The sequence below is a fragment of the Micromonospora sp. NRRL B-16802 genome (assembly GCF_001279555.1).
In the GTDB taxonomy this organism is placed as follows: Bacteria; Actinomycetota; Actinomycetes; order Mycobacteriales; family Micromonosporaceae; genus Micromonospora; species Micromonospora profundi.
In genome coordinates this window covers 193,320-207,180 of the sequence record NZ_LGEB01000097.1, presented here as the reverse complement: position 1 = coordinate 207,180, position 13,861 = coordinate 193,320, and the positions used below count along the sequence as shown (strand labels likewise).

Sequence of the window (13,861 nt, the reverse complement as noted above, 5' to 3'; positions counted from 1 at the left end):
GTGCCCACCGCGCCGCCGCACGTCCTGATCATCGGAGCTGGCACCGGCGGGCTGTGCCTGGCGCACGGGTTGCGTCGCGCCGGGATCAGCGTCGCCGTCTACGAACGGCACCAGCACCGCTCCGGAGGGCTCCTCGGCTACCGGGTGGGCATCGGTCCGACCGGCACGCGAGCGCTGCGCGACTGTCTGCCACCGGACGTGTTCGCCACCTTCCTGGCCACGTGCGCCCAGGCGCCGCGCTACTTCAACGTGCTCACACAGAAGCTGACCGAGACCGCCTCGTTCGAGCTGCGACCCGCCGTCGACCCGGTGCACACCGAACACTCGGTGAGTCGCATGACGATGCGCCAGGTACTGCTGACCGGCCTGGCCGACGTGGTGCACTTCGACAAGACCTTCATCCGGTACGAGCAGCACGACGACGGTGACGTCACCGCGCACTTCGCCGACGGCACCACCGCCACCGGTGACCTGCTGGTGGCCGCCGACGGCACGCACTCGGCGGTACGCCGGCAGTACCTGCCGCACGCCGTCATCCGGGACGCCGGCACCATCAACATCGCCACGCGGATCCCCCTGACCCCGCACACCCGTGACCTCCTGGCCGAGCGCGTCCGTACGGGCATCTCGCTCATCTTCGGCACCGGCGGCACCATGGGCGTGCTGCACGTCATGGAGTTCCCCTGGCACACCGACCGGACGATCAAGAAAGGTGTCAGCGCCGACCGCGCCGCCCTGCTGCGGGCCTGGCCCGGCCTGTCGCAGGACACCAGCACCGACCACATCAACCTGATCATCTGGAGTACGGCCCGCCGCTTTCCCGCCGATGTCATGCGGATGCGGGGCGACGACCTGATCGGACTGGCCCTGGACCTCACCCCGAACTGGCATCCGCACCTGCGGGAGTTGCTCAGTCGCGCCGATCCGGGCAGTGCCCTGCCGATCAGGGTGAGCACGTCCGAGCCGACGCCGCCCTGGAAGAGCACGACAGTCACGCTGCTCGGCGACGCCATCCACACCATGACACCGGGGCGTGGGGTGGGAGCGAACACCGCGCTGCGCGACGCCCGTCTGCTCTGCGAGCAGCTCGCCCGCGCCGTCGACGGCGACAAGACGCTGGTGCAGGCGGTGGCCGACTACGAGGCAACGATGGTGCCGTACGGCTTCGCACGGGTCGCCGAGTCGCTCAACCGCAGCGGTACCAGCGGCGACGACCGGATGTACCGGCCGGTGGTGGGTCGGCTCGCGTTGCTCGGGGCGCGGGGCTACTTCGGGGTGACCAGCCGGGTGCCGAGACTGCGCCGCCGATTCGTCAACGACTTCCACACCTACGAGGGCGACCAGGACTGAACTTCCGCCGTCACCGACCCGGGCACACGCCCCGCGCGTGTCCGGGTCGACTGCTGTGCGAGGCGGTCCGTCGCGACGCTGCGTCACCCGTCACGCACCCCGCGAGGTGCCCGTCCCACCCACACCCTCCCTGACCGATCCTGCCTGTCGTCGCCGCAGCGCATGTGCGAAGCTGCGGCGAGTTTTTCTCGTGACTTTTCCGACGACGTGAGAGGGAGGTTCGCCGTGGAGTGGTCTATCGGACACTCACTGATAGTGATTCTGGCACTGTTGCTGGGCTTGGCCGCCGGATGGTTGCTGCGCGGCCGGCAGGGCGCGCAGTCCAACGGGCAGAGTCCGTCGATGGTGGACGGTGACCCCGTCGCCGGCCTGGCCGTGGTGGCCCCTCCGGCGACACCGGCGACCATCGACGAGGATCGGGCGGCAGCGACCGTCGACCCCGCTCCGGTCGCTGTCGTCGACGGGCCTGCCCCCGTGGACACGGTCAGCGCACCGGCTGCGGTGACCACGTCGGACGAGCCCGCCCCAGCGGACACCCCGAACACGTTCGACGTGGGCGACATGGCCCTCACCGAAGCCCCGCCGCCGGTCCCCGCCGCCGAGCCCGCCGACGCGGCGGACGTCCGCCCGGAGCCCACGGCGGAACCGATCGCGCCCGAGGAGCAGCCCGCCGAGCAGGCCGCCCCGGCGTCCGTCATCGCTCCCCGCGAGCCGGCGGACGACCTCCCGCTCACCGACGCCCCGCACGCCGAGGTCCCGCAGGCCAACACCTCGGAGGTTGACGCCCCGCAGGACGACACCTCACAGGCCGAGGCCCCGCAGGCCGAGGCCCCGTCGGCGGAGACCACCCTCGCCGACATCCCGCCGGCCGAGACCACGACCACCGACGCGCCTCCGGCCGAGACCACGGCGGCCGACGGCGCGTACACCGAGGACACCTCTGCCGCGACGGCGGCTGCCGTCGCCGCGGGCGTGTCGTCGGCGGACGCCCAGGCCACCGAGCCGGCGCGGGCCACGCCGCCGGTCCGACCGGCCGCCGCCCCGCTGGCACAGTCGGCCGACGACAGCGCGCCGGACTCCACGGACGCCGGCCCGGCCGACGACTTCCGCCGGATCCAGGGCGTCGGGCCGAAGATGGCGGCGGCGTTGCAGACCGCCGGAGTACGCACCTACGGCCAGCTCGCCGAACTGGACGAGGCGGCCCTGCGGGACCTGATCCGGGCCGCCGGCCTGCGTGCCGCGCCCAGCCTGGCCACCTGGCCCCAGCAGGCGCGGGTGCTGGCCGGTGCCGCCGACGAGGCGGTCGCGGTGCTGCCCGGCGGCGACCAGGGCTGACGTTTCGACATCGAGCCCCTGGCCGGCGTTCCCACGGGGACGCCGGCCAGGGGCTCGATCCTTGTCGGGCTGCGTCCACGATCGGTTCGGTGGCCCTGAGCCGCCACACAACGGAGGAGCCCCTGAAGCCCAGGCGACGGGGCGGATCACCCCCGGTCGAGGGAGAACATGGACGAGTCCGGGCGGCGCGGCCGGCTGCTCGCTAGCGTCGGTCGAGGTGGACCGCACGGTCCGCCGCGTCGGCACCGCAGGAGCGACCGTGTCCCTCTCCGCGTCGGAGCCCGGGCGACGCGGAGCCCGGGCGCCGGCACGCGACCCGGAGGCCTCGCGCCGGGTGACGCTGCTCGAACTCTTCTTCGACCTGGTGTACGTCGTCGCGCTCGCCCTCATCTCCCGTGGGCTCGTGCAGCAGCTCGACTGGCGCCAAGCCGCCCAGGCACTGGTCCTGCTGGCCGCTGTCTGGTGGACGTGGGCGATCACCACACTGGTCACCGACCTGTACGACCCGGAACGCACCGAGATCAAAATGCTGATCAGCGCGGTGATGTTCGGCGCGCTGCTGATGACGACAGCGATCCCGGAGGCGTTCGGCGCCCGCGGGATCGTCTTCGCCGGCGCCTACGTGGCGATCCACCTCGGGCGCGGACTGTTCCTGATGCCCGCCGTACGGCACGAGCCGGAGTTCCAGCGCCGGGCGGCACGGATCGTCACCTGGTTCGCGGTGTCGGCGATACCCTGGATCGTCGGCGCGTTCGTCAGCGGTGACGCCCGGTTGGCCTGCTGGGCCCTCGCGCTCGCTATCGACTACGTGGGCTTCCGGCTCGCATACCCGGTGCCCGGCCTCGGGGTGGTGCCGGAGGAGCAGCGCAACGTCACCGCCGAGCACCTGTCCGAGCGGTACCAGCAGTTCTTCATCATCGCCCTCGGCGACGCCATCCTGACCATCGGCACCATGTTCAGCCTGGCGCACTCCGAGTGGCAGAACATCGGCGCGTTCGCGGTGGCCTTCGCGACCACCCTGCTGCTGTGGCGGATCTACGTCCACAAGTCCGGCCAACTCCTGCCGCTCGCCATCCAGTCGGCCAGGTTGCCCAGCAGGTTCCTGCTGAGCGCGCCGTACACCCACCTGGTGATGATCGCCGGAGTGGTGACCACGGCCTCCGGGTTCGAACTGCTGCTGCACGAACATCCCGGCCGCGTACCACCGGCGTGGGTGGCGGTGATCCTCGGCGGTCCGGCGCTGTTCCTGGTCGGCCGGGCCGCCTTCGAGTACGAGGTGTTCAGCCGGGTGTCGTGGTCCCGGCCGGGCGGTGTGCTGGCGCTGCTGACCATCGCGTCAGGGGCGCTGTTCCTGCCGTCGTTCTTCGCCTCCCTCGGCGCGATGCTGGTGCTGGCCGGCGTTGCCTACGCTGACTACCGCCGCAGTCTGGGTAGACCTCCGGAGGCGCCTGCGCCACCGCACTGATGCGGGGTCCGCGCCACCGGACCCGCTCACACCAGGGCACCCGCGTACTCCCGGACCCGCAGCCGTTGCCCGGCGGTGTCGCCGAGGCGGACCTGAAGGCCCAGCGGCGCGGCCGCCCGGCGTACGTCGTCCAGATGCAGCGAGCCGTGCCGGTCCACGGTGAGCACCGGCGGTTCCTCCAGTTCGCCTTCCGGCGCGTGGAAGGAGAGCAGGGTCACCGAGGTGGTGCGGTAGCCGGGGTAGGCGGCGCGGGCCGCCGCCTCGTCGCGGTGCACGAGAACCACCAGGTCGGTCAGGTGGGCGAAGTCGGCGGCGAGCGCCCCGGATTTCCAGTGCGCCGGCTCGTCGGGCAGGCCGGTGCGGTGCCGGGACCGGTTCGCCGAGGTGATGTAGAGGTGATCCGATCCGGTCTCGGCGAGCGCCCGCTCGAAGAAGGCGTTCGACGGGCAGGTCAGCCCGGGCGCGATGACCTGGGTGGTGCGCAGCCCACTGTCGACCTGGGTCAGGTGCTCGGGCAGCCGGTCGGCGGCCGGGCCCCGGAAGCCGAATGGCCCGGCGCCGTAGAGGGCGTCCATCAGGGCCAGCACCCGCCCGGCCGGCAACCGGGGCGAGACCCGCGACCAGTCGAACATCGCCGGGATGCGGCAGACGCCTGTGGTGATGCTGCCTACCTGGTCGATCGGGCGGCCCTTGGCCAGGTTGACCAGACGCACGGTGGCGGCGTCCGGACGGCTGACGATGGCGTAGAAGTTGGCGAACGCCACCGCGACGACCGCGCCACCGGCCAGCGCGCGGGCGGCGACCGCGACGTCCTCGGGGCGGTCGATGTAGAGGGGCGGTGTCCGGGCGTCCATGAGTCCTCCTCGGCGGGGCCTCACGCAGTTCTACGTCCGGCAGCCCACGCGGCGGCGGGAACGGTCGGCGATCCGATAGCCGCCGGTCGGTACGTGGTGCGGGTGGCCGATGCCGGTGCGGTACCGACGGGCCACTGACATCAGCCGGACGGACGACCCGCCGAGGTCGCGGGCGACCGCCGTTAGCCGCGCGACCCGATTGGGTACAACCGGTGCACCTCAGATCCACCACATTCCTTCAGGAGGCAGCGATGCGCGGCACCTCGATACTCGGAGTTCTCGTCGTGATCTGGTTGGTGATCGGCGCTGTCGCCGCGGGCCAGCGGGGTTACTACAGCGGAGACGACACCAACTGCGCCGAGGCCGGCACCATCCTGGTCACCATCGTGGCCGGGCCCTTGAACTACATCGGCGCCAACCCCAAGGTCGACTGCAAGCTGCCCGAACCGTCCAAGTAGGACACCGAGCACCACCGGCCCGCACCCCTGCGAAGGGCGCGGGCCGTTTGCTGCCGCCCGGACGAGCGAGGGCTCGTCCGGGCGGCAGGCGGTGTTCGCGGGATGGTCGTCTGGCTTGACGCTCAGCGGAAGCAGCGTGCGATCGGCACCGCGCTACCGTCGCAGTTCGTCGGCTCGTTCTCGACGACAACGCTCTCGTCGTCGATCTTGACCTGGGCGTGCTGGGCGAAGATGCCGCCCGGCTTCACGGTGGCGGCGTTGTCTGTGACCTTCGTGGTGTAGAGCGCCAACGAGCCCGCCGTGGCGTAGATGCCGCCGCCCTTGGACGCCGCGCCGACCGCCTCGTTGCCGGTGACGTCGCTGCCGCGTACCAGCAGGTTGGACTTCTCGGCGTAGATGCCGGCGCCGAGACCGTGGGTGGTGTTGCCGTCGACCACGCTGTCGTCGAGCGGCAGCAGACCCTTGACGGTGGAGATGCCGCCGCCGTTGATGGTGGAGGTGTTGCCGCGGATGGTCATCTTGCGCATCACCAGCACCGCGTCGGAGTTGGCGGCACCGCCACCGATCTGCGCTGTGTTGTTCAGCAGCTCGGTGTCGGAGACCTTGGTCCGGGCCGAGAAGCTGGCCATGCCGCCGCCCTGCGCGGCGCTGTTCTGCGTGAAGCTGACGCTCTCCACCTCGGCCGCGCCCCGGTAGTTACCGAGCCCGCCGCCGTAGCCGTTGGCGCTGTTGTTACGGAACTCGGAACGCTTCAACGTCAGCACACCGCCGTTGAGCAGGCCCCCGCCCTTGCCCGCGGCGCCGGAGGCGCTGTTGCCGATGAACGTGGAGTCGGTGACCACCAGGTTGCCGTCGTTGAAGATGCCACCGCCGCCGCCCTCTGGCGACAGCGACGTGCTGTGGGTGACGGTGACGCGGTCCACGACGGCTGTCGCGCCGTGCACCACGTGCACGCTGCCACCCTCGATGGCGGAGCGACCGTTGTGCAGCGTGACGTCGCGCAGGGTCAGCTCGCCGCCGTCGCGGACTGTGAAGAATCGGAAGGGCGCGGCCTGGGCGTCGCGGGCGATGGTGGCACCGACGCCGTCCACGGTGATGGGCTGGTAGATCACCGGCAGGCCGGCCGTGTCATCGGCCGGGTTGTGCGGCGGCGCCTCGGCGTCACCGGGGGTCTCGGCGGCGTCGGCGGCCTCGCGCGCGTCGCGGATCCCGCCGTCGTACTGGTCCGTCTCGTGGAACGCCTCGCTGAGGACGTAGCGGCACCGGGGCGCGAGCCGCAGCTCGCCGCCGCCCTGCGCGTTGGCCGTCACCAGGGCCGCCACCAGCTTCGCGGAGTCGCAGGGCACCTCGACCACACCGCGCTTGCCGGTGCCGGGGGTGTTCCGTGGGGCCCGCCCGGCGTCGTCCCGGTCCCGCTCCCGCTCCGGCCGGTCGCCGGGCCGTCGGTCGTCGTCGCTGGCCGCGGTGCTGAGCTTGGCCAGGCCCGGGAGCGAGAGGTCGCGGTCGGCCGCCGCGGCGACGCCCGCCACGCCGGCCGCCCCCACCACCAGGCTCCCGGCCAGGAAGCCGCCGGCTAAGAACCATCGGGATCGCCGTCTGGGGCGTGCCGGGTCTCCTCCTCGGTACGTGGACATCGTGGTGCCTGCCTTCCTGACTGCTCAACGTGACCGCGCGCCGATCCGGGCGCGGGGTGCTCGACGTGCCGCCGACCACCAAAGGTCACGATAGGGCCGCAATACGGACAGGAAGGTGTGAACGTGAATAACGCTGCTATTCATCTTTTACATCATCAGATGGTGCGCGCCCTCACCCCCCGACGTGGATGCCCGGTCGTCGCAACGGATCCGGCTCGGTACGGCGGAGGATCTCCCGTACGACGGGCGGGGTGTCGCCCCGGCCGAGGATCAGGTACCGCAGCAGGTGCGCGAGCGGTCTCCCCTCCGACCACTCGAAGTGCGCGTGCGGCCGGACCCCTGTGGCGTCGCGCAACGCCAGCAGGATCGCCGCTATCGCGTTCGGCGCGGCGGAACTGCTTGCCCTCAGCACCCGGAACCCGCCCACCTCGATCCCGCGCACCTCCAGCACCTGGCTGAACTCCGACGGGTCCCCCACGTCGATCTCCAGGAACAGCACGTCGGCGGCCCCCGGCACCGGGTTGATCCCCCGCTGCCCGCGCTCCTTGATCGTGTACTCCTTCAGCGAGCCCGTCTGCCGCTTGTTCGCGATCAGATGCAGCTGCCCGTCGTGCGCCAACGACTCGGTGATGAAGCGGCGGGCCGGCTCGTCGAAATCGATCCGTTCGGCGCGCAGTTCGGTGGTCCGGGTGACCCGGGAGACCAGCGACACCGCGTTGATGCCGAGGATGAACAGCGCCGAGATGGTGATCCCGTCCGGCTTCTCGAAGACGTTCTCGATCAGCGCGTACAGCAGAACCAGGCTCAGCACGCTGAAGCCGACGGCAGCGCCACGCTGGCGGCGGCGGACCGCCGAGATGCTCACCGCCACCGCACCGGAGACCATCATCGCCAGGATGCCCGTCGCGTACGCGCCGGCCTGGGCGTTCACGTCGGCCCGGAAGGCGATCGTGATGGCGACGCTGACCACGGTGTAGACGATCACCACTGGTCGCACCGCCCGCGCCCACTCCGGGGCCATGCCGTACGAGGGCAGGTACCGCGGCACGATGTTGATCAGCCCGGCCATCGCGGAGGCGCCCGCGAACCACAGGATGAACACGCTGCTCACGTCATAGACAGTGCCGAACACCTCGCCCAGATAGGTGTGTGCCAGGAAGGCCAGCGCCCTACCGTTCGCGCCGCCGCCCGGGCGGAACTCCTCGGCCGGGATGAGCGCTGTGGTCACGAACGTCGTCGAGATCAGGTAGACCGACATGATCAGCGCGGCGGTGGTGAGCAGCCGCCGGGTGTTGCGGATCCGGGCCGCCAGGCGGGCCTGCCGATCCGGCCCGTCGGCCGCCACCAGGGGCATCATGCTGACCCCGGTCTCGAACCCGGACAGCCCCAGCACCAGCAACGGGAACGCCAGCACCGCGGTGACAAGCACCTCGCCCGGGCCGGCGCCGCCCTCGGTCAACGCGGCAGTCCAGTCCGACACGATTGTCGGATCGGCGACAATCCGCGACACCGCGACCACCACGATCACCGCGTTGAGCAGCAAGAACACCGCCACCAACGGGATGGCCACCACCACCGCCTCGCGGAACCCGAGAAGGAACACCCCGCCGAGGACGAGCAGCAGCACGACAGTGACCACGACCGGGACCACGGGGTCGTGCATGCTGTCCGGCAGGTACGGATTCTCCAGCAGGTGCACTGTCGCGTCGGCCGACGACAGCGTGATCGTGATGATCCACGAGGTGGCCACGAACCCCAGCAGCACCAGCACGAAGATCTTGCCCCGCCAGAACGGCAGCAACCGCTCCAGCATCGCCACCGAGCCCTGCCCGTGCGGGCTCTCCTGGGCCACCCGGCGGTACATCGGCAACATGCCGAACAGGGTCAGCGCGACGATCAGCAGGGTCGCCAGTGGGGACAGCGCACCGGCCGCCACCGCCGCGATGCCCGGCAGGTACGACAGGGTGGAGAAGTAGTCCACGCCGGTCAGGCACATCACCTGCCACCACGCGTGCCTGCGGTTCTGCCCCTCGGCCGTCTCCGGGCCGGGCGGCTGCACCCGGTGTTCGAAGAGCCACCGGCGCAGCGGACTCGTCGGCGGCCCCGGCCGGGCCGGGCTGGCGACCCGCTCGGGCACCACGACACCGCTGCGACCGCCCCGGTGCGGGCGGGCCGGGTCGCGGGCGGCGCGCAGCGCCGGATCCGGTCCGGTCGGTGTGTGGCGGCGGCCGCTCCAGCGTCGCGGCCTCGCCCGGTGCTCGTCAGCCATCGCCCGTCCCACCCTCGCAGGTTCTGATCCGACGGTAGGTGGTCGCCCACGACCCGAGCGGCGGAACCGGGGACGTGGATGACCTGCTCAGGGGTGGTCCGGTCCGCTTGGCAACCGGCTCGGCGCGGGTGGGCCGACAGCGGTCACCGCTGACGCCGTACGCCGGTCAACGCGCACCCGGCCGGGCAGCGGGTCGCGGCACCGGGTCACCCGGCCGCAACGGGCCGGGTCGCGCACGGCGGGGTCGGGAGGGCCGAGGTCGGGCGGCGGGCCGGCGCCGGGCCAGGACGGTCATGGCGCGGGCGTACCCCGTACCGGCCCGCCGACACCCTCGGAATTCCCGCCGCTCCCCCAACCGCCGGCCGGCACCCCCCGAGCCGGCCGACGGCGGCAGACGGTCGACACCCCCCGGAGCCGACCGGCCGCCTCCCCGACGCGGCCGTCAGACGGCCACACGGGGTGGGTGGAACGTGCGGGACGTGTCCCCGCGCTCCGCCGCCCCACCACCGGGCAGAGCGCGGGGACCCCCCGTCCCCGGCTATTGCAGAAACGCCCCCAGGGGCGAGAGCAGCAGCCGGCCGAGCGCGGCGGCGTTCTTGTCCAACCGTCTGCGCTCACTCTCGTGGGCGGCCGGATCGTGCCGGCACCGCCAGATCTTCTGTGCGTTGCGCCAGGCGACATCGCGGGTGTACTCGACCAGTTCCCCCTGGTACCAGTCGTCGATGTCGCCGTTGAGCATGTCGATGAGCAGTTGCCACTGCTCCAGATAGCCGCGACGCAGACCGGGGATCTTGTCCGCGAAGATGTTGTTGATTTCGAGGTAGTCGTGGTGCTGGTCGCTGCCGTCGACAGGCTCCGACTCCAGGTGGTCGAACGTGGTCACCAGCGCGAACGGCAGGTCGAAGTTGATGTGCGCGTTCACCCCGGCCGCCGCCGACGGCAACGGTCGGGCGTCCGGCCCGCGCATGCGCTCGAAGAGACACGACCACGCCTTCGGGGTGCCGGGGCTGGAGTCGGTCCACAACCGCAACGCGTCGAAGTAGCGGGCGGCGAACTCGACGTCCAGCCGCGCGAGGAACACCGGGTCGATGAAACGGTCGTCGTACAGGCCGTCGAGCACGCTGCTCGTGATCGTCAGGTAGAGCTTGTTGAAGTCCGCAAGCGGGCAGCTCTCCTCCAACGGCGGCAGCCGCACCAGCATGTCCTGGAGTTTGGTGAGGTGATCGACCACCGCTGGCACGTCCGCGGGGTGATCGGCGAGCAGGTCGACGATGTCCCCGTGGACAGGTCCCCAGACCGGTTCGGTCATCTCTCCTCCATGCTGGTTCACGGCCGTACCGCCGTCGACGGGGCTCAGCCTCTCAACAGGCACCCACCCTCGGAATCAGTAAAACGACGTATCCGGCGCGCACAGGCGCCGCGCGGACTACGTACGTCGGTCAGGCGCGCCCGATGCGCAGCTGGATCGCGCTGGCCTGAACACGGGTGCGGACCTGGAGCTTGTCGAAGATGTGCGACACGTGCACGCCGATGGTCCGCTCGCTGATGAACAGACGCTGCCCGATCTCCTTGTTGGTCAGACCCTCGGCGACCAGGGCGAGCACCTCCCGCTCACGCGCGGTGAGTGCGGCCAACTCGTCGTCGACAGGCTGAGCCGGCGTGGCACCCCGGCCAGCGCGATCGTCGCGTTCCTGGAGCGGCACCCGGGCCCGCCCGGCCAACCCCCGGATCTCCGAGGTCAGCGGAACCGCGCCCAACCCCTGCGCCATCTGGTGCGCCTCGCGCAGCAGCCGGCCCGCGGTGGCCAGCCGGCTACGCCGGGCCAGCAGCGCCTCGGCCTGCCGCAGCCGCGAGTACGCCGCCGGGTAGGGATGGTTGCGGCGGTCCCACTCGGCGGCCGAGGTAGCCCACAGCTCCGGATCGCTGCCGTCGAGGCGGCTCACCTCAGCGGCGCACAGCGCCAGGAAGCCGTCCACAACCGACCGCACCGGCGGGGCAGCGGACGCGCTCTTGCGCGCGACGCGATCGGCCACACCACGCAGACGACGCACCGCAGTGGGGTCCACCGCCACGGTACGACTGGCGTGCGCCTCGGCCTCGGCGCGCAGGCCGTGCCAGACCAGCGCGGACAGGATCGTCACGTCGTCCGAACGGCTCTCGGTCAGGCCACGCTGGACCGCCTGGCGTGCCACATCGTGCCGGCCCTCCCACATCGCCAGCCCGGCGCGCAGGGTGAGCAGCGGGATGACGTGCCGGGCACCACCGCCGGCGAGCACCGTCGCCACGGCGTCGAGATCCCGGTCGGCGGCCTCGATGTCGCCGTAGCCCACCGACAGTCGGCAACGGGCCAGCAGCAGCTCGACGGCGTCCGCCCCGGACGGTCGGTGCCGCAGCGCGGCGGCCACCACCTTCTCCGCCTCGGCCCACTGGCCCACCCGGAACAGTCCATTGGTGGCGATGGCAAGCAGCCGCGTCTCCCAGGTACGGCCCAGACCCAGCTCGGCGACCCGCTCGGCACCCCGCCGGGCCACCAGCACCCCCTCTTCGAGGATGTTCAGCGGCCCGGTCAGCAGCTCAGCGAGGTGCAGGTACGCGCACGCCACGTCCTCCGGTTGACCGGCGCGCTCGGCGGTTTCGAGAGCCTGGCGCATGACCGCCAACCCGGCGTCCGGGTCCTCCAGGCAGGCGTCGCTGAAGCCCAGCGCCGAGCTGGCCAGCACCACCTCGGTGGCGGAGCCCTCCACGTCGGCGGCGAGTGCCAGCGCCTCCCGGGCACGCTGTCCGGCGTCGGCGTACCGGCCCAGGTGCAGCAGCAGCTCGGCGAGGCGTGCCGCGGCGGTGGCCCGGTCGCGCGGCGAGCAGTCCGCCGCCTCCAGCGCCCGCTGGTATTCCTCCTCGGCCAGCGCGGAGCGCCCCGCCGCCGCCAGGTAACGGGCCCGCTGGATGTGCAGTGCGCAGGTCGGCTCCCCGCCCTGCAACTCGGCAAGCTCCTCCAGCAGGGCCAACGCACGAGCGTGCTCCCCGCAGTGGTGGGCCGCCTCGGCCGCATGGCCGAGCAGCTCGACCCGGTCCGCCGCCGGCGAGCCGGAGTCCTCGGCCAGCTGCAACGCCGCCGACCAGTGCCGGTGCGCCTCGGCGTAGCCGTGCAGCCGCTCGGCCTCCTGGGCCGCGGCCACAGCGGCCGGCAGGGCACGGGCCGGCTCGCCGGCCAGGCGCCAGTGATGCGCCAACCTGGCCTGCTGCAGCTCGCCCGGCGCGGCGGTCAGCGCCTCGGCGTAGCGCCGGTGGATGCCAGAGCGTTCGGCCGGCAGCAACTCGTGCGCCAGCACCTCGGCCACGAGACGGTGTCGCAGCCGGTAGCCGTCGTCGGCGCCGACCAGCAGCCGGTGAGCCACGGCGGCGCGGGCCGCGTCGATCAGCTCCCCCTCCGGCAGCCCCAACACCTCGGCCAGCAGCCAGTGCTGCACCGGCTCCACACCGGCGGCCACCGCGTGCACCACTGCGTGCGCGTGCTGCGGCAGCGCGTCGACCCGGTCGAGGAAGATCTCCCGCAGCGTCTCGGACAGCCCGTCGCGCCCATCGCGCAGGTCACGGGCCAACTCCTCGACGACGAACGGGTTGCCGCCGCTGCGCTGCCACACCTGGTCGGCCGCCTCGGCGGGCAGGTCACCGCCCAGCACCGCGGCGGCGAGCTTCTCCGTGTCGGCGCGATCCAGTGGGGCCAGGTCGAGCACCCGCACCGAGCGCAGCCGGCGCAGCTCGGTGAGCACCCGACGCAGCGGGTGGGCGCCCTGCAACGACTCGGCGCGCACCGCGGCCAGCACCGACAGCTGAAGGTCACCGAGACCGGCGAGCAGGTAGAGCAGGAGCTGCCGGGTGCTGCGGTCGACCCACTGGAGGTCGTCAAGGATCAGCACCAGCGGTCGCCCCTCGGCGATCAGATGCAGCCCGCGTGACACCCGCTCCAGCAGGGCGCTCGCGCCGTCCGGGCCGCCGGTCTCCTCGGCGAACATCTGCAACAGGCTCCGCACGGCCGAGGAGGTGCGCGCCTGCGAGGCAGGCAGGTCGGCGTCGAAACGCCGCAACGCCTGCAGGAGAGGGTGCAGCGGGGACGCATCGCCGATGTCCAGGCAACCGCCGGTCAACACCAGTGCGCCCTGGTCGCGCAACCGGGCACCGATCTCGCCGAGGAGGCGGGTCTTACCTACACCGCTCTCGCCGGTGAGGAAGACGGCGGCCGTCTGCCCCTGTGCCACGTCACCGATCAGGGCGGACCGAACCGTCTGCACCAGCCCGGCCCGGCCCACGAGCGGTGCGGTGTCCACATCGCTGGCCATGGCACGCAGCCTAATCACACGCCCCTGGACCGTTCTACAACCACTTGCCGCTTGTGGTACTCGTCGCGTCGAGATTGCGACTAAAGGTTGCGGGTGGCCGACATACGTCGTTCGGCAGATCCCCGGTCAGCCCACGAATGCCAATGTCCGGAGGGTCAT

The 13,861-nt window shown here is 71.9% G+C and carries 9 protein-coding genes; 4 read left to right on the top strand and 5 right to left on the bottom strand.

Annotation, left to right across the window (positions count from 1 at the left end):
- The 3 genes from ADK66_RS26400 to ADK66_RS26390 all read left to right on the top strand — a co-directional run bounded on the left by ADK66_RS26400 (position 1) and on the right by ADK66_RS26390 (position 4,150).
- Positions 1–1,350, top strand: coding sequence for an NAD(P)/FAD-dependent oxidoreductase (locus tag ADK66_RS26400; protein WP_053659909.1), 1,350 nt, complete (start codon positions 1–3; stop codon positions 1,348–1,350).
- A 255-nt stretch (positions 1,351–1,605) separates the two neighbouring features.
- Complete coding sequence (locus tag ADK66_RS32490) at positions 1,606–2,685, top strand: hypothetical protein (protein WP_053659907.1); 1,080 nt, start codon at positions 1,606–1,608, stop codon at positions 2,683–2,685.
- A 217-nt stretch (positions 2,686–2,902) separates the two neighbouring features.
- On the top strand, positions 2,903–4,150 hold the full coding sequence (locus tag ADK66_RS26390) for a low temperature requirement protein A (protein WP_231640202.1): 1,248 nt from the start codon (positions 2,903–2,905) through the stop codon (positions 4,148–4,150).
- 26 nt (positions 4,151–4,176) lie between these two features.
- Here ADK66_RS26390 and ADK66_RS26385 read toward each other — a convergent pair whose 3' ends face one another.
- Entirely contained in the window at positions 4,177–5,004 is an 828-nt protein-coding gene (locus tag ADK66_RS26385) for a hypothetical protein (RefSeq protein ID WP_053659905.1), read from the bottom strand.
- A 251-nt stretch (positions 5,005–5,255) separates the two neighbouring features.
- Here ADK66_RS26385 and ADK66_RS26380 point away from each other — a divergent pair, with 251 nt between their 5' ends.
- Complete coding sequence (locus tag ADK66_RS26380) at positions 5,256–5,462, top strand: hypothetical protein (RefSeq protein WP_053660102.1); 207 nt, start codon at positions 5,256–5,258, stop codon at positions 5,460–5,462.
- 122 nt (positions 5,463–5,584) lie between these two features.
- Here the strand turns inward: ADK66_RS26380 and ADK66_RS26375 are convergent, their stop codons facing one another.
- From ADK66_RS26375 to ADK66_RS26360, 4 genes are all read right to left on the bottom strand, one after another.
- On the bottom strand, positions 5,585–7,096 hold the full coding sequence (locus ADK66_RS26375) for a hypothetical protein (protein ID WP_053659903.1): 1,512 nt from the start codon (positions 7,094–7,096) through the stop codon (positions 5,585–5,587).
- 172 nt (positions 7,097–7,268) lie between these two features.
- Positions 7,269–9,365: an APC family permease gene (locus tag ADK66_RS26370; protein WP_197281638.1), complete on the bottom strand. Its 2,097-nt coding sequence runs from the start codon at positions 9,363–9,365 to the stop codon at positions 7,269–7,271.
- Between the two features lie 538 nt (positions 9,366–9,903).
- Positions 9,904–10,674 carry a DUF5995 family protein gene (locus ADK66_RS26365; protein WP_053659900.1) on the bottom strand — a complete coding sequence of 257 codons (771 nt, stop codon included), beginning with the start codon at positions 10,672–10,674 and terminating at the stop codon, positions 9,904–9,906.
- Between the two features lie 130 nt (positions 10,675–10,804).
- The gene (locus tag ADK66_RS26360) at positions 10,805–13,702 is read right to left on the bottom strand and encodes a LuxR family transcriptional regulator (RefSeq protein ID WP_053659898.1); all 2,898 of its coding nucleotides are present in this window, start codon (positions 13,700–13,702) and stop codon (positions 10,805–10,807) included.
- Positions 13,703–13,861: the final 159 nt, after the last annotated feature.

What these genes read in the sequence shown, in the direction of transcription:
- ADK66_RS26385 (WP_053659905.1), bottom strand. Translation starts at nt 5,004, where the DNA reads ATGGACGCCCGGACACCGCCCCTCTACATCGACCGCCCCGAGGACGTC.
- ADK66_RS26380 (WP_053660102.1), top strand. Translation starts at nt 5,256, where the DNA reads ATGCGCGGCACCTCGATACTCGGAGTTCTCGTCGTGATCTGGTTGGTG.
- ADK66_RS26375 (WP_053659903.1), bottom strand. Translation starts at nt 7,096, where the DNA reads ATGTCCACGTACCGAGGAGGAGACCCGGCACGCCCCAGACGGCGATCC.
- ADK66_RS26370 (WP_197281638.1), bottom strand. Translation starts at nt 9,365, where the DNA reads ATGGCTGACGAGCACCGGGCGAGGCCGCGACGCTGGAGCGGCCGCCGC.
- ADK66_RS26365 (WP_053659900.1), bottom strand. Translation starts at nt 10,674, where the DNA reads ATGACCGAACCGGTCTGGGGACCTGTCCACGGGGACATCGTCGACCTG.
- ADK66_RS26360 (WP_053659898.1), bottom strand. Translation starts at nt 13,702, where the DNA reads ATGGCCAGCGATGTGGACACCGCACCGCTCGTGGGCCGGGCCGGGCTG.